We start from the raw sequence: 16260 nt of genomic DNA, 5'->3' as shown, positions 1-16260 counted from the left end.
ATATCTTGTGGCCTTATATAGCATTCGAGAATCAGGTTAATTTTTACCGCTTAAAAAACTTAATACACCCGATTTATCTATCAGATACTGATAAGCTTTGGTCTGCTCAATTGCATCTTTAAGACTCGCGTTCGATGTCGCTTTTGTTTTAATTAGATTGTTTGAAATAACAACACCGCTATCGTTTTTAACCCTAATGGTGGTTGTTCTATCAGCCATAATCATATTTTTTAGTTTTTCATTAGTTGTTTTAAAGCTTCTTTGTTTTGCTTGTGTAATAAGCTCTAAATTGACATTGCCACTCACATCAGAAATTTTAATATTTTCACTACTCAAGTAGCTTTTGATTAATTTACTCAAAGCCATAGAGTTTTGATCGGCACTAATGTGAAAAACTGCTTTATTCTTAATTTCTCTTAATTTAGTTTGATAACTTAAGTAACGCTGCATGTCTTCAGTCGTAGAGTAAGAAGGTAGCATCAAGCTAACCATGCTTATTTCAGCTCGTGCCTTATCTATCATGCCTAATATTTGATTAGACATTTTTAGGCCATAAAATAATGCAGACTTATCAAATATGCTCATTTCATGCTTTATTTGGCTATCCGTGGTTTGCCACTTATTAATTTGTCCTTGAGCTAATACATTTCTATCAACTTCAACTAAAACATATTGATTAAAGTTGTGCTGCTGCTTTTTAACAATAGAAACACCTGTAAAATCTATTTCTTTAGCAACCGCTTTAACTGTACTAACCGTTTTCTCACTAGATGAAAACTGATCATTGAGCGCTGTTAAGCTAGACTCGCTCGTTAAACTACCTGCAATTGAGACAGATATTCTGGAAGCAATATCGGATAAGGCTTTATTTTTAGCTATTTCAACTGTTTCACCAACACCCGTTGCATAATAATAATTGGCATTATCACTCGGTACTTGAGTTAAAAATTTACTTTCGTTGAACGTCTGATTAGTCAAATTTGATGTTGATAAACTAGAGCCTCCAGTTGAAGAACAACCGGAGATTATAAAAATTGCAGCTAAACTAGTTATTTTTATATTTCTATATAACATTACTTCTTCTCTTATTTTAATTAGCTTTGTTAGCTAATTCTGAATTTGCGACTTGCTCTGCCTCTAAAGCCTTTTGCGCTTCATCTGCGTCGAGAATGACGTCTGCAACTTCTTGATATTTATTAGCCAGCAAAACTTGTTTAACTGCATAGTAGCTTCCAATTCCAATTGCTGGCACTGCATAAACTGCATTTAAAGATAATCGTTTCATTCTCTCGTCGAGTAAACCTTGCTTTTCTGCAGGGATAATTAATTTAGTTTGAACAAGTGTACCTAATTCTTTTGGCAAGTTTTGATAACAACCTTTAGTACCTATATTTGTCAGTGCTAAAGTGAATGCTCCACCAGCTTGATAAGCTGAGTGTTTGATTGCTTTGGTGGCTAATTTAATATTTTTAGCGAGTCCAATCTGTTCTTCACTCAACTTGATGTCAGCTTTTAATACTTCAACAGCTTCATCTAACTTGGCCAGATACAAATCTTCACGCTCTGTTGCTATGGTATCAATTTCTGAAATTTCTACTTCTAAGATAGCCATTTTAGATTTTAAGTCAGCTAATACCGAATCCGCCAGTGTGTTGCCTTCGGCATCAACTTTGTCTTTTAATTTTTGTTCTATTTCACTTTCATTTGCTTTGAGCAAAGCCAATTCATTATTAGACTTGGTCATGTCATATTTTAATGTAGACAAATCTTTTTGAAAATTAACTGGCATTAAATTAATGACAGCGGTTGATAAATCTAAATAAATATTGCTATTAAGCGCTTGAACCTTTTTAACCTGCCCCATTTTAAATTTATTGTAATTTGAAAAATCATTATCTAGTTCGAATATTTGTGGCCAATTATTTACATCATTACCATAAAGAACTGCTAATTTGTTGATAGTTTGATACATCAAAGGCGATTTAGCGGGAGAAGCAAAAGCATAACCCCCTAGCGTATTTTCTTGTAAGGTTATCGAATAGCCGTTGGTCGAAACAAATGGGTCAGAATCTAGATAAGCATCAACTAAAGCTCTATTTTGCTCAGAAATTTCAGCATCCAAGGCTTTAGGCCATTCAGCATCAGCAGATATAGGCATATTCTCGATTGCATTGCCCGTTTTTACCAGAGTTAAGCCAATTATTGTACGGTTAATATTATTTTCTAACGTGGGTACTTCCGCTTGGCTTAATCCCACATCAACCATAGAAGCACAACCGTTTAGAAAAACAGTAAATAAGAGTAAAGTAGATTTAATAGTAAGTTTCATAACATCCCTGCCTTAGTTTAAAGTGGTTAATTAAATTCCAAACATTTGTTCTAATTCTTGCGTTAATGCTTTATTCGCATTTTTCTGTTGCTCAGTACTATTAAACAACCTAAAAAAGTTATCAAACTTAGCTTTTGTTTTTGTGATAACTGGATCTTGATGTCCACCAGTTTGCATTGCTTTGCGATACAAAACACTGGCTTTTGCGAAACTACTCACATCCGAAGTTTTACAACCCATAGCTTCATATAAAACGGCTAAATTGTAGTAAAATTCAGAATTTTTTTCGCCCATGTAAGCTTCTAAATCGGAAATAGCCGACTGATAGTTACCTTGTTTGGCATAAGTTAAAACGTATGATATATCGCTAGGCAGAGATTTAAATTCTCTCAATTGGTTAGATCTTAAAGGCGTTATATCTGAAATAAATTTATTCGCGACATCTTGGGTAAGTCTAGATAAAACTGAACTTTTTGATGGTAATAAATGGGGCTGCGCTGAGTGACGGGATATTTGAGCATGATAAGATTTAGTTAAATGCTCGGTAACTCCTTTAATTAAAGTATATGAGACTTGTATATCTGCACTAATATCATTTTCAGATTTTTTATAATCATACCTTAAAATTTGCATATTTAACTGAGCATATGCATCATCAAAAATAGGATATATAGTAATGAAATTTGTTTCGGTTAAACCCTGTTTAATATGGCTGATTAATAATTTGTCTAACTGATCATTTATCGCACTAGTATCACCAATAACCTCTGGGTTAATTGCTAGTGCCAAAAAGCTACCTTTAGCAGATTCCCCCCCATTACCAATTTGTGAAATAGTATTCATTTCTCGAGGCGCTGAATAAGTCGGAATAATAATTTTAGTACTATTAGCACAACTCGTTAAAAAGCTAACTCCAGCAGATAGGATTAGTACAAGTTTACATATTCGATTCATCTCAACTCCTTTTTTTTAAAAATAATTCCTGCAGCAAAATAAATATTAGCTTGTTATCAATTTTTATACATCAAAAAACAACTATTTACTAAAGTTTTTTTCATCCGAATAAAACTAACTTAGATAGAAATATCAATTGGGACAAGCGCTGTGGTATAATTCAGCGTGTTTCCTGTCATGTAAATTAGTTGTAATGGCACTATAAATATTCACTTATCGTGAATTCCTACTCTGTTTCAATTTATTATATTAAAAATGAAATTAAAAATTAAAGATACAGCTGAACAAATTAAAAAATATAGTGAAAAAGCCCAAGAGTTACTTGCCAGTTGGGCCTTGTCTATGTCACCAATTAATTATGCCGTTGCTTATGAAATTGCTAAGAATGTGAATATAGAGTTAAGAGCAGCCTACTTAGATTTTAAAGAAAATGACAAGCCGATTGACGATTACTGCTTAGAACAATGGCAAGTTCAATTTTTACAAAGTAAATCAGCTTCTGAATCGAGTCTAATACCTGACATAGATAAAATCGTAGTCGACTTACAAAGACAAATAAAAACAAGTGACGGTTCAGTTGAGCTATTCATGCAACAGTTAACCAAGGGCATGTCTGACCTTGTCTATCAAGATGATATTAAACATAGTCTAAATGTAATTCAGTCTTTATTAAATGCTTCCAATACAGTCAAGATCCAGCAAACCGAACTTAGGAAAAAATTAGAACAGTCACAGCAAGAAACTAAAGCATTACAAACGAAAATTGAGAATATGGAAATCCAAGCGATTACAGATCCACTTACAGGTTTGCTGAATCGTAGAGGGTTGGAAGATTACCTCAAGCAGTTTAGTGATAAGTCATCTTTAGCTGCCATTGTTGTTGATGTTGATCACTTTAAAAGAATTAATGATAGCTTCGGTCATTTAATTGGTGATATTGTCATTACTAAAGTGGCAGAGCAAATAAATAAAGTTAAACCTGATTATGCTAAAGCCGTTAGATACGGTGGCGAAGAATTTGTTATCTTATTACCTGAACAGGATAAAGAGGCTTTATTATCAGTTGCTGAGAAAATCAGAGAGCAAATTTCAGCAATGAAGCTGGTTAGCGCAAAAAACAAACTCAAACTACCTAAGATAACCGCGTCATTTGGCGTCGCACAATATTTAGAGGGTGAAGACTTTACTGATATATTGTCTAGAGCTGATGACGCATTGTACGTGGCTAAAAACTTAGGTAGAAACCAAGTACAATACGCTCAATAATTGAATCGCCTAATTTATCTGGCTGTTAAAGTTGATTAACGGCTAGATAAATATCTTCTCTTTTAGTCACTCGTCTAATGTAGTCTTTAGTTTCATCGTAAGGTAAATTAGACAACAAAGCTTCATAGACTTGACCAGGCGTTAAGCGATTTATAATTTTTGCTGCTTTCCTGATATTCCTACTTCCATCTGGATTAAATGTCTTGGCAACATTACCTGCCCCAGTGTTATATGCGGCAATCATACAAAACTTTCGGCTTTTAGGATCTTTTATTAATTTTAAATATCGCGAATTTAAAATGTGCATGTAGGCGACGCCTGTTTCAATATTCTTAGCCGGTGTTAGTAATGCCGCTGCAGACATAGCTGAATCTTGCTCATACAAAAAGCGATTTACATCTACGCTTGCAGTGCTTGGCACTATCTGCATTAAACCATATGCTGGAATATGAGACTTCGCTTTTGGGTTAAAATAACTTTCCGTATGCATAATAGCTAATAAAAGTGAAGGTTCTAAATCCCAACGTCTAGATTGCACAACAACATGGGCAATATAAGGTCTAGCTAACTTAATCTCGGATTGTTTAGGTAGTTTTATTTTATAGGTAGTTATTTTTTTGGAAGGCGTTACTTCAGCAATATCATCTTGTTTAGAAACTGTTTGCTCAACTTGATTCGTAGCGTTTTTTTCAGCTTGTTTATTTGCTAAATATGCTTGTTTACGCCCTTCTCGCTCTAACTTAAGTCGCACTAGTTTCTTCTTAAGCGCTTTTATTCTGTCTGCTTTTTCCTGATCTATTTTGGCGTGTTCAGTAGCTAATTTTGATACTTCTTCAATAGAGTCCTCTGATTCAGGCGCACTGACTAAAGGTTTGGCTAAGATTTTGTCGACTTGGTTTTTTTGCGCTTTAGATTGTTGATCAATTTTTACAATTTCTTGGCGGTATATATCAATAATAGGTTGTTCAATAAGCGTGGAATCATCCTTCACTTCAGCATTTTCAACTAAACTAGAAACTTGATTTTGAGTGATTTTATTGCCTACAAGCTGTTCTAGAGAGTTTAGCTTGCTGCCAGTTTGAGCCTCAAATTTTTGCTTTAGAGCTAAAATAGCCTTAGCTATTTTGTCTTTTTCATTTGAGCTTGTTTTTTCGTGCAATACACTAATTCGTATTTCGTTATTTTCAAAATCAACCACTGAGCGAATAGTTTCATTGTCATCATATTCAACATATTTTCTACTGTCTGAAATTTCAGCTTCTCCCCAGCTATCCAATAATTCATTTCTCATATTGTCTAACTGGCGAAAGTGTTCTTGTCTAAAATTTTGATATTCAGCTAACCTTTGTTGCTGCCAATTATCAAAAGCTTTTATATTTGTGGTGTGTGATTCAGCCTTTAAAGCATCCATTTCTGCTTTAAATTCTGCAAAAGATTGGCTTTGTGCCGATGCCAAGGGTAGTAATGATAATAGTATGGGTAAACAGACTATTTTACCTTTCATTGTCTTAGTCCCTATTAAATCATGAAAGTGAACAGGCGAATTGAAATGTAAATAAAAAAAACGGCAAATAAATTTGCCGTTTTTTATTTTAGTTCGTTAGACGAGCAATTTCTTTTTCTAAATCAAGTTCAGCTTTGTGGGCTTTAAACTCTTGGTAAAGGAATTTTTCATCTTGAGGGTTAACTGTCTTTTTAGACGCTTGAACAATTGAAGCAAATAAATCTTTAGTTGTCTCTGGGCTCATAGACATCATGACACAAAAGTGATTTTTACCAGCAATATCAACAACGCCAGATTTAATGATACGGCTACCATTCAGTTTTTGCTTGGTAATCTGCTTTGATACAGAGCTAAAGTTAGTTCCTGTCGTTAGTTCATCGTTAGCATCTACTCTACTCGCATAAGTTTTATCTAAACCTTCAACTCGAGTTTCAATTTGTTGCGCAAGTGCTAAACGGCTATTTGCAGCTGCCATTTTTTGATCGATTGACATATTGCCTGAAAATTTAACACAATCCGCAGCGGCTATCCCATCTTCCACGACTGGGTTCAATACCCAATCCGGGATATTCACGCCAGTAGATTCAGCTGACTGTTGAGTTGAGCCACACGCTGATAATAATGTTGCGATACCAGCTGTTAATACTAATTTTTTCATATTCATATTTAATTTCCTTGCTGTGGGTTTTCTAATAACCAAGTGTAAACAACTAGTTTGTTGTCTTTTTCTTTAATCTTAATATCCATCAACTTTGCACTAACCGAAGTCGAAGTTATTTCTTTCGTCTTTGAAAGCGTGAAAATGCCTGTACCACTCTCAATTAAATATTCACTTTCAATCTCAATTTCTTTTACTTTAGCAAGTTCAATTAACGCATCTTTTATTGCAAACTTAATCGAGCTACTAAATTTACCATCTGCAGTATAACCAACAAAACTACCAACTGCACCTTGGCGACTTGGTAAATGTGGATTAACGAACCAAGTATCGAACGTTTTTAATGGTACTACAGATAAGTTGTCATGGGTAAACCGAGAAAACAAAAAGTGACGACTATGACACACATTCGTATTAAGTAATTTGGAATTTGAAGTGCCCAGCTTATCAACATTCCAGTTACGGAGTCTAAAATCAACATTTTGCTTTAAACCTGTAGTATTTACTTTGTATATATATTCGTCAACATAAGCTTGATCTAAGTAAGACATTATTTCTCGCGCATTTTCAGCCGTTTTTAAATACTGCCTTGAAGGGATACTAGTGAGGTTACTTGCGCCGAAAACGGCACTTGCATTACTTTTGCATAACCAATCAGGTTGGCATTTTTCAAATTGACAAACTGACAATTTACAAAGTTTGTTCAGTGACTTTTGTTGTGTTCTATGGCGATTGTCTTGGAAGGTAACATAACTAAAAAATCCATTTTGATTTTGAAAACCTTTGGCAAAAATGATCTCAGCTCCATTAGATAGCGCCTTAGTATTTTGCTTCAAATTTTCGAAATCTGATTCTATTAACGTCCAATCGAAATATGCAGCCATTTTTGACAGTGCTTTTTTACGACTAGAAGTTAGTGGTAGATCTGCTTTGGCAGCATAAGGACTCGAGACCCCGATAAATCCGATTAAATGATCATTAATAGGTTTATTTAACCAACAGGGAACTTGCTCATTTGCATGTATGATTGATGAGAATAAACTGAGTAAAACTATCCCTAACTGTATTAATCGCAAACTACTTCCTTATATTTATAGTGATGCTAATCTGAACGAAACAAGCGTGGAATAAACGAGTGTAAACTAAATAGCATTTAAACTTAATGACATTAGTAAACTAACTTGATTTCAAGTTCAATGATAATTTTACAAAACACCTAATTCTTTTAGTCTTTGCATCAAGTATTCATGTGCAGTATAACGCTCGGATAACACGACATCAGGCTTTGCATGTAAGAATAGCGGCATAGAAATTCTAGATTTATTTTCTAATTTATTTTTCGGATTAATCACTCTATGAGTAGTTGATGGAAAGTAGCCAGCTGACGCTTCTTGTAACATGTCGCCTATATTTACAATTAAATAGCCAAAATCACTCGGTACATCTAACCAGTCACCTTCTAGAGTTTTTACTTGTAAGCCTGGTTCATTCGCTGCGGGTAAAATCGTCAATAGATTAATATCTTCATGCGCCGCAGCTCTAATAGCTTCTGGTTCTTCATCTTCAAGTAACGGAGGATAGTGTAAAATACGAAGTAAAGTATTCTCACAGTTTTCTATCATACTAGATAAAGATTGAGTGTAACTATGGGATATTTCTAGCGGTGTAAACTCTTCAACCCAAGCCAGCAACTCTGCCGCAAGAGAGTTTGCCGCCTGATAGTAAGCTTGGGTGATGCCTTGGAGTTCTGTAGGGCATTGCCCCCATGGGTAATAATGATAATATTCTTTAATATCTCTATGAGATGAGCCTTTCGCGCTTTCTGCTTTATTTCTTGAAAAAAAGCCATCTTGTTTAATCGATTTATAGCTAAAGCTATTTTTAGCTTGTTCGCTTTGATTAAAAAATACTTGCCAGCTTTGGTAAAGATTTAAAACCCGTTCTTGTGACAAAGGATGATTACGTAGCACGCCGAAGCCTGTATTTTTTAAAGACTCGGTAAAAAGCTGAGCTGCATTTGGTGCCCTATAATCAATAGCAACTAACTCAGTCATAAGTTCTCCTTAACTTAAAGGTACTAGATAACTCGAAATCAGCCATAAACAACCCCAAGCCATTAAACCGGCGAGTACATCATCTAGCATAATTCCTACGCCGCCATGTACGTGTTTATCTAGCCAACTTATCGGCCATGGTTTTATTATGTCAAACAGTCTAAAAAGCAAAAAACCCAGCAATAGGGTTATCCAAGAAAATGGAAAAATAGATAAAGTAATTAATAAACCAACCACTTCATCCCAAACAATTGCGGGGTGATCATGTGTATTAAGTGCCTTTGCAGTGTAGCCGCAAAACCAAAAACCAGCGAACATAAAAATGAGCGTCAAGCTAATATAAAACGAAGGTGGTAACAGCTGCATAGCTAAATAAACAGGTATAGCAGCTATAGTACCAAATGTACCTGGAGCTATAGGTGCTAAGCCTGAACCAAAGCCTAAAGATAAAAAATGGATAGGGTTTAACCAAGATATGGTTTTAAGTTCTGGTCTAATCTCTAACTTACGCAAAATGTTGATAACCTTTTTGATCTATATTGACAGCCTCGCCTTCAGAGAAAATTTCTAACCCCCTTCCCTGCTTAACTATGCCAATTTCCTTAATTTGAATCCTTGCTTGAGAGGATAGTTTTTTCACTAAACTCACCTGTTCATCTGGTACTGTAAAACACAATTGATAATCATCACCGCCTGTAGCCGCAAGCATTTGAGCTTTTTTTAAACCAAATTGTTTAATTAAATTATCATCTATGGGCAATAGATCTAAATCAACAGAAGCGGCTACGTTTGAAGCTTTAAGAATATGGCTCAAATCAGCTAATAAGCCATCTGAAATATCGATTGCAGCATTCGCTTTACCAGCCAATAACAGGCCAAGTTCCACTTGCGGCTCGGGATAATTAAAATATTGCAACAGACTTGTTTCAATATCTGAATTTATCGGTGTTGATTTAGCTAACAAAAAATCTAAAGCACCCGCTGCACCGCCTAAGTTGCCTGATGCAAATATTCGATCTCCCACTTGCGCAGCTGAACGAGTTAACGCTTTAGTTGGCTCAACCTCTCCCATCGCTGTTATGGTTATGCTAAGTGGGCCAGAAGTCGTATCTCCGCCAATCAAATATATATTGTGTTTATCTGCCAGTTGAAATAATCCCTGGCTAAATTTATCTAACCAAGATTCGGTATCTGTTAAATCTTTTGGTAAGCAAATAGCAAGACTAAACCACTTAGGTAACGCGCCCATTGCAGCGAGATCGCTAATATTAGTCGCTAAAGCCCGATAGGCTAATGCATGAGGATGAATGTCTGGCAGGAAATGTGTGCCACAAACTAGAGTATCTGTAGTGACTGCTAGTGCGCAGCCAATTGAAGGTGCAATTAAGGCGCAGTCATCGCCTTTATCAAGCATAACTTGATCAGGCGTTTTGCCACGATGGAAGTACTTATTGATAAAATCAAATTCAGCCATAGTGACAAAGTCGCCCAAATAAATGTAGCCGTTTATTTACCGTGAGGTCGAATAATTTTTACAGCTTTATCTAGTACACCATTTACGAATTTATGACTGTCATCTGCAGCAAACGTTTTAGCTATCTCGATTGCTTCATTAATCACGACTCGATATGGTACTTCTAAACAGTGTGTTAATTCAAAAACAGCAACTCTTAGTACAGCTTTTTCAACAAAGCCTAAATCGTCAATTGGACGGTCAAGGAATTCTTTATAAGCTTCATCTAAACTAGAAGCATTTTTTGCCGTGCCTAATACTAACTCTCGATAAAAATTAACATCAAAAGTTGAAGAGCTATTTTCTTCTAACGTGTTATCAACAATGTTGCTAATATGATTATTAGACATTTGCCAAGCATAAACTGATTGGGCAGCCAGTTCACGCGAGCGTCTACGGTGTGAAGGTTTCAATCTAAACTCCTACAGCTGAGATAATACGTTAACCATTTCTAACGCACTTAAAGCAGCTTCACCACCTTTATTGCCCATTTTTGTGCCTGCACGTTCAATTGTTTGTTCAATTGAATCTGTAGTCAGTACACCAAATGCAACTGGAATACCTGAATCTAAAGAAACTTGCGCTAAGCCTTTGTTACATTCATTTGCAACAAAATCAAAGTGAGGCGTGCCGCCACGAATAACCGCACCTAATGCAATTAATGCATCATATTTATTTGTTTCAACTACTTTTTTCGCAACTAAAGGTAATTCATAAGCACCTGGACAACGAACGATAGTAATATCAGCATCTTCAACTTGACCATGGCGTTTTAACGTATCAATTGCGCCTTCAACTAAAGATTCAACGATAAAACTATTAAAACGAGAAACAACGATAGCAAATTTTTTGCCTTTTGCTGGAAATGCGCCTTCGATAACTTGCATTATAAAACCCTACTTTTTCAAAATTGCGCGAATTCTATCAAAAATTCACGCAATCAGTGAATGTTAATTAAAAAAAAACCAATATTTAGCGAATATTTTTACTCGTCTACGTAATCAACCACTTCTAAACCGAAACCGGCTAGTGAATGATACTTTTTCTGCGAGCTTAACAGTCGCATTTTGCTGACATTTAATGCAGATAATATCTGAGAGCCGACACCAACTGTTCTCGATGTACCACGCCAATTGTTAGTCGCTCTTGGGCTTTTACCTTCATCTTGTTGCTGGTAAAAATTCACTTTCGCAAGTAATTCTTCTGGGCTTTCAGTTTTGCCCAGTAAAACCAACACACCACCATCATCACCAATTCGTTTTAATGAACTCGTCAGCGACCATGAACGAGACTCTTCTCGGCTCGATCTTAATAAATCGCCAAACACATTTGTCACATGTACTCTAACTAAAGTCGGCTCATCAGCTTTGATCTCAACATTTTTAAGCGCTAAATGAACTTGACCATCGATCGTATCGCGAAATGTGAACAAATCAAATTCACCAAACTCTGTCGGTAATTTGCACTGGCCAATCTTTTCAATTGTGGTTTCGTTAGCATTTCTATATTCGATTAAATCAGCAATAGTACCAATTTTAATTTGATGCTTTTGTGCAAACTTTTCTAGTTCAGGTCGACGAGCCATCGTGCCGTCTTCGTTTAATATTTCAACGATAACACCGGCTGGCTCTAAACCCGCTAATCTTGCTAAATCACACCCGGCTTCTGTATGCCCTGCTCGATTAAGTACGCCACCATCTTTCGCCATAATAGGGAAAATATGACCTGGTTGAACAATATCACTTGGTTTAGCGTCACGTGCAACAGCTGCTCTAACCGTTCTAGATCTATCTGCTGCGGAAATACCTGTAGTAACACCAGTTGCAGCCTCGATTGATAAGGTGAAATTAGTACCAAATGCGGCTTCATTTCTATCTACCATTAAAGGTAAATCAAGTTGCTGACAACGTTCACGAGTTAAGGTTAAACAGATTAATCCTCTGCCATGTGTTGCCATAAAGTTAATCATTTCAGGCGTACAATGTTCGGCTGCAATGATAAGATCGCCTTCGTTTTCACGATCTTCATCATCCATCAAAATTACCATTTTGCCTAATTTGATATCTTCGATGATTTCTGCTGCAGTATTTAATTTCATGCTATCTGCCTTGTAAAAATAAACAGGTTAATATAATAAATACCTCATCAAGCTTGAGGGTTACTATTTTAAAAATCCGCTCTTAGCAAGTAACTCCATAGTTACGCCTTCAGATTTTGGTTTTGCTGTCATTAATCTTTCTAAGTATCGAGCTATTACATCGACTTCTAAATTTACTTTTGCACCCACAACCCAGTCTAGAATATTAGTTTGTTCTGTTGTATGAGGAATAATCGTCAGTCTAAATTGATTCTGTTCAACTTGATTCACAGTCAAACTAATACCATCTACTGTAATAGAGCCTTTTTCCGCAATATAGTGACTAATTTCATCTGGTGCACTTATCCAGTAATCTGTTGCATTGGCATTAGCTAATACGGATTCAACTCGGCCAACTGCATCTACGTGACCACTGACAATATGCCCACCTAGCCTGCTGTCTGGTCGACAAGCTTTTTCGAGGTTCACTTTACTACCTGAAGTTAAATCAGCTAATTTTGTACATCTAATCGTTTCAGCTGATACGTCTGCATTAAAACTTGTTTTACTAAACTGTGTTACCGTTAAGCAAACGCCATTAACTGCGATACTATCACCTAATTTCACATCACTCATATCAAGTGAATTAACGTCGACAACTAACTCAAAATCGCCTGATTTTGGATTGATTTTTTGTATATTGCCAACCGCTTCAATAATTCCAGTAAACATATTTTTCTCTTTATTCATTTAAGAATGAATCGATTAATACATCAATTTTAAATTGATCTTAATTTGTGTATTTATCAACTGCTTAATTTAGGAAACAGAACCAATTTTAGATCATCACCGACCTGACGGACTTCTTGGTAACGCCATTCTATCGCCTGATTTAGTTTAGTTAAATCGGTAACCTCAATTAACCCTTTGGTATTCTCACCTAATAATTTGGGCGCTTGGTAAATAATCAACTCATCAACTAAACCTTGAGCAATAAAAGCACCCGCTAATTTAGCGCCCGCCTCCACCCATACTTGATTAATTTCAAGTAAAGCTAACTGAGTTAATAGTTCAGTTAAACAAACATGCTCACCAGCTTGGCTTAAGGTTAAAAATTTAACGTTAACAGGCCAATTTATATTTTCAGCATCGTTTCTATGTTTATTAGAAACCAAATATACCGTTTCTGCTTGGTTAATTAATTTATATTCAGGCGTAATTTGATGTTGATTATCTATAACAACTTTTACTGGCTGTCTTAATTTTTCGCAAGGATAATGATTGGGTTTAAATTCAGCTTGGCGAACGTTTAAACTTGGATTATCAGCCATGACTGTACCGACACCTGTAATCACAGCACATGCTTGTGCACGATAATCTTGCACATCTTGGCGAGCTTTTGCAGACGTGATCCACTGACTTTCACCACTACTCATAGCCGTTCTACCATCTAAACTTGAACCAAGTTTTAGTTGCACATAAGGAAGCTTGTTGACCATTCGCTTAATAAATCCAGCGTTTAGCTTCTCACATTCTTGAGTTAAACAATCTTGATGAACTTGAATACCTGCATTACGCAACTTTTCAATGCCTCGGCCACTCACTTGCGGGTTTGGGTCTGTCATACCAACCACTACTTTAGCAACTTGAGCTTTAATTAAAGCTTCAGCACAAGGTGGCGTTTTACCAGTATGGCTACATGGTTCAAGCGTGACATACGCAGTGGCTCCTTGCGCATTTTCACCTGCGGCAACCAATGCATGTACCTCAGCGTGTGGTCCACCCGCTTGTATATGAAAGCCTTTTCCTATTACTTGGTTATCTTTAACGATAACACAACCCACATTAGGGTTTGGAGACGTTGTATAACGACCTTTTTCAGCTTCACGAATAGCTAAAGTCATATAGAAAAAATCGTCTTGATTAAGAACTGTCATAGCCTTGGCCGATCCAAAATTTGAATTGTTAGTATTCAATACTAGTTGAGTTTCCTAAGTTGAGGGATTTATCCGCAAGTTATTAATTTGTTATTTACGCTCATCTAGCCCTGCAATCGCTTCACCGAACTCTTTGATATCTTGAAAAGAACGATATACAGAAGCAAAACGAACATAAGCAACTTGATCAACATCCTTTAACTTATCCATCAGTATATTTCCGATCAATTTACTTTGGATTTCTCGTTCGCCTGTAGCACGCAAAGCAGATTCCAACTGGCTAATTATGGTTTCAATTTGTTCCGTACTGACAGGCCGCTTTTCTAAGGCTCGCATCAAGCCTAACCTTAGCTTATTCTCATTGTAAGGTTCTCGACTGTCGTCTGACTTTATCACTCTCGGCATGACTAATTCTGCAGTTTCAAACGTAGTGAACCTTTCGGTGCACTCATTACACTGGCGACGACGTCGAACTTGGTGACCTTCTGCAACTAAACGGCTATCAATTACTTTAGTATCTTGAGCTAAACAGAATGGGCAATACATAATTAAACCAAAAATAAAAATAAGGCCGCAAAAGCGGCCTTATTTACAAATAATTAAATCTAAACTTTAAGCGTAAACAGGTAAAGATTTACAGATAGTTAAAACTTTTTGTTTCGTCTCTGCGATTGCTTTAGTTGCATCACCTGCTTCTAAGCCATCTAATACGTCACAAATCCAAGCTGCTAATTCTGCTGATTCAGCTTCTTTGAAACCACGACGAGTGATTGAAGGTGAACCTATGCGTAAACCAGAAGTAACGAAAGGAGAACGTGGATCGTTAGGTACAGAGTTTTTATTTACAGTGATATTTGCTTCACCTAAAGCGGCATCAGCATCTTTACCTGAATATTCTTTACCAATTAAATCAACTAAGAATAAGTGATCATCAGTACCACCAGAAACGATATTAATACCACGCTCAATAAATACCTTAGCCATAGCTTGAGCATTTTTAACAACTTGAGTTTGATATGCTTTATATTCGTCTGATAATGCTTCTTTAAAACAAACCGCTTTGGCAGCGATTACGTGCATTAAAGGACCACCTTGGCTTTCAGGGAAAACTGCAAAGTTTAATTTTTTATTTAATTCTTCATTGTCATTCGCAAGAATGATACCGCCACGAGGACCACCAAGCGTTTTGTGTGTTGTAGAAGTAACTACATCAGCAATACCAACTGGGCTAGGGTAAACACCTGCTGCAACTAAACCAGCAATGTGAGCCATATCAACGAATAAGTATGCACCTATGCTGTCTGCGATTTCACGGAATTTGTTCCAATCAACAACACGAGAGTATGCAGAGAAACCTGCTACTATCATTTTTGGTTTGTGTTCTTGTGCTAAACGCTCTACTTCTGCGTAATCGATTTCACCTGTTTCAGGGTTTAAACCATATTGAATCGCATTATAAATACGACCAGAGAAAGATACAGAAGCACCATGCGTTAAATGACCGCCATGCGCTAAGCTCATACCTAAAATAGTATCGCCAGGCTTAACTAAAGCCATATAAACAGCCGCATTCGCTTGCGAACCTGAGTGAGGTTGTACGTTCGCGTATTTTGCACCAAATAACTCTTTAGCACGATCAATTGCTAATTGCTCAATAACGTCAACATGCTCACAACCACCATAATAACGCTTGCCTGGGTAGCCTTCTGCATATTTGTTAGTTAACTGAGAACCTTGTGCTTCCATCACGCGAGGGCTAGTGTAGTTTTCAGAAGCAATTAATTCGATATGTTCTTCTTGGCGAACCGTTTCTTTTTGGATCGCATCGAATAAATCAGGGTCAAAATCAGCAATATTCATGTCACGAGTAAACATGGAGTCTCCTGTTAAAAAGCGCAGTAAGGTAAAAAACGCGCATTGTATAATGTAATACGAATTATGCCTACCATTTGATCAGGCTTTATTCGT

General features: G+C 36.4%; 17 protein-coding genes. 1 reads left to right on the top strand and 16 read right to left on the bottom strand.

Annotation, left to right across the window (positions count from 1 at the left end; all coding sequences use genetic code 11):
• Positions 1-36: 36 nt before the first annotated feature.
• The 3 genes from XM47_RS10750 to XM47_RS10740 are packed head-to-tail and all read right to left on the bottom strand — an operon-like array spanning position 37 to position 3283.
• On the bottom strand, positions 37-1074 hold the full coding sequence (locus XM47_RS10750; RefSeq protein WP_048692376.1) for an LPP20 family lipoprotein: 1038 nt from the start codon (positions 1072-1074) through the stop codon (positions 37-39).
• Positions 1075-1090: 16 nt separating this feature from the next.
• The gene (locus XM47_RS10745; RefSeq protein WP_048692374.1) at positions 1091-2329 is read right to left on the bottom strand and encodes a hypothetical protein; all 1239 of its coding nucleotides are present in this window, start codon (positions 2327-2329) and stop codon (positions 1091-1093) included.
• 30 nt (positions 2330-2359) lie between these two features.
• A complete protein-coding gene (locus XM47_RS10740) occupies positions 2360-3283 on the bottom strand; it encodes a tetratricopeptide repeat protein (RefSeq protein WP_048692373.1) in 924 nt (307 codons plus the stop codon).
• Positions 3284-3538: 255 nt separating this feature from the next.
• On the opposite strand from XM47_RS10740, the gene XM47_RS10735 reads away from it, so the two are divergent.
• Complete coding sequence (locus XM47_RS10735) at positions 3539-4549, top strand: GGDEF domain-containing protein (protein WP_048692370.1); 1011 nt, start codon at positions 3539-3541, stop codon at positions 4547-4549.
• Positions 4550-4574: 25 nt separating this feature from the next.
• Here XM47_RS10735 and XM47_RS10730 read toward each other — a convergent pair whose 3' ends face one another.
• From XM47_RS10730 to glyA, 13 genes are all read right to left on the bottom strand, one after another.
• A complete protein-coding gene (locus tag XM47_RS10730) occupies positions 4575-6053 on the bottom strand; it encodes a transglycosylase SLT domain-containing protein (protein WP_048692369.1) in 1479 nt (492 codons plus the stop codon).
• An 88-nt stretch (positions 6054-6141) separates the two neighbouring features.
• Positions 6142-6717 (bottom strand): LPP20 family lipoprotein, encoded by a 576-nt coding sequence (locus XM47_RS10725; RefSeq protein ID WP_048692367.1) that lies wholly within the window; start codon positions 6715-6717, stop codon positions 6142-6144.
• A 2-nt stretch (positions 6718-6719) separates the two neighbouring features.
• The gene (locus tag XM47_RS10720; protein ID WP_048692365.1) at positions 6720-7787 is read right to left on the bottom strand and encodes a hypothetical protein; all 1068 of its coding nucleotides are present in this window, start codon (positions 7785-7787) and stop codon (positions 6720-6722) included.
• A gap of 129 nt (positions 7788-7916) precedes the next feature.
• Positions 7917-8765, bottom strand: a complete 849-nt coding sequence (locus tag XM47_RS10715; protein ID WP_048692363.1) for an isopenicillin N synthase family dioxygenase — start codon at positions 8763-8765, stop codon at positions 7917-7919.
• 9 nt (positions 8766-8774) lie between these two features.
• Complete coding sequence (locus XM47_RS10710; RefSeq protein WP_048692361.1) at positions 8775-9287, bottom strand: phosphatidylglycerophosphatase A family protein; 513 nt, start codon at positions 9285-9287, stop codon at positions 8775-8777.
• Complete coding sequence (thiL, locus tag XM47_RS10705; protein ID WP_048692408.1) at positions 9271-10239, bottom strand: thiamine-phosphate kinase; 969 nt, start codon at positions 10237-10239, stop codon at positions 9271-9273. Before thiL ends, XM47_RS10710 begins: the two co-directional genes overlap by 17 nt.
• Positions 10240-10271: 32 nt before the next feature.
• Positions 10272-10691, bottom strand: coding sequence for a transcription antitermination factor NusB (gene nusB, locus XM47_RS10700; RefSeq protein ID WP_048692359.1), 420 nt, complete (start codon positions 10689-10691; stop codon positions 10272-10274).
• 9 nt (positions 10692-10700) lie between these two features.
• Positions 10701-11165, bottom strand: a complete 465-nt coding sequence (gene ribH, locus XM47_RS10695) for a 6,7-dimethyl-8-ribityllumazine synthase (protein ID WP_048692357.1) — start codon at positions 11163-11165, stop codon at positions 10701-10703.
• A 98-nt stretch (positions 11166-11263) separates the two neighbouring features.
• Positions 11264-12376, bottom strand: coding sequence for a bifunctional 3,4-dihydroxy-2-butanone-4-phosphate synthase/GTP cyclohydrolase II (gene ribBA, locus XM47_RS10690; protein WP_048692355.1), 1113 nt, complete (start codon positions 12374-12376; stop codon positions 11264-11266).
• Positions 12377-12439: 63 nt separating this feature from the next.
• Complete coding sequence (locus XM47_RS10685; protein WP_048692353.1) at positions 12440-13087, bottom strand: riboflavin synthase; 648 nt, start codon at positions 13085-13087, stop codon at positions 12440-12442.
• A 74-nt stretch (positions 13088-13161) separates the two neighbouring features.
• Positions 13162-14292: a bifunctional diaminohydroxyphosphoribosylaminopyrimidine deaminase/5-amino-6-(5-phosphoribosylamino)uracil reductase RibD gene (ribD, locus tag XM47_RS10680; protein ID WP_048692352.1), complete on the bottom strand. Its 1131-nt coding sequence runs from the start codon at positions 14290-14292 to the stop codon at positions 13162-13164.
• 90 nt (positions 14293-14382) lie between these two features.
• Positions 14383-14838 (bottom strand): transcriptional regulator NrdR, encoded by a 456-nt coding sequence (gene nrdR / locus XM47_RS10675; RefSeq protein WP_048692350.1) that lies wholly within the window; start codon positions 14836-14838, stop codon positions 14383-14385.
• 66 nt (positions 14839-14904) lie between these two features.
• Positions 14905-16167: a serine hydroxymethyltransferase gene (gene glyA, locus XM47_RS10670; protein ID WP_048692348.1), complete on the bottom strand. Its 1263-nt coding sequence runs from the start codon at positions 16165-16167 to the stop codon at positions 14905-14907.
• Positions 16168-16260 lie beyond the last annotated feature (93 nt).

Origin of the sequence: Catenovulum maritimum, from assembly GCF_001050375.1 — a bacterium.
Lineage (GTDB): Bacteria > Pseudomonadota > Gammaproteobacteria > Enterobacterales > Alteromonadaceae > Catenovulum > Catenovulum maritimum.
Note: the sequence above shows the minus strand (reverse complement) of the source record. Positions and strands in the feature narration are given on the sequence as shown.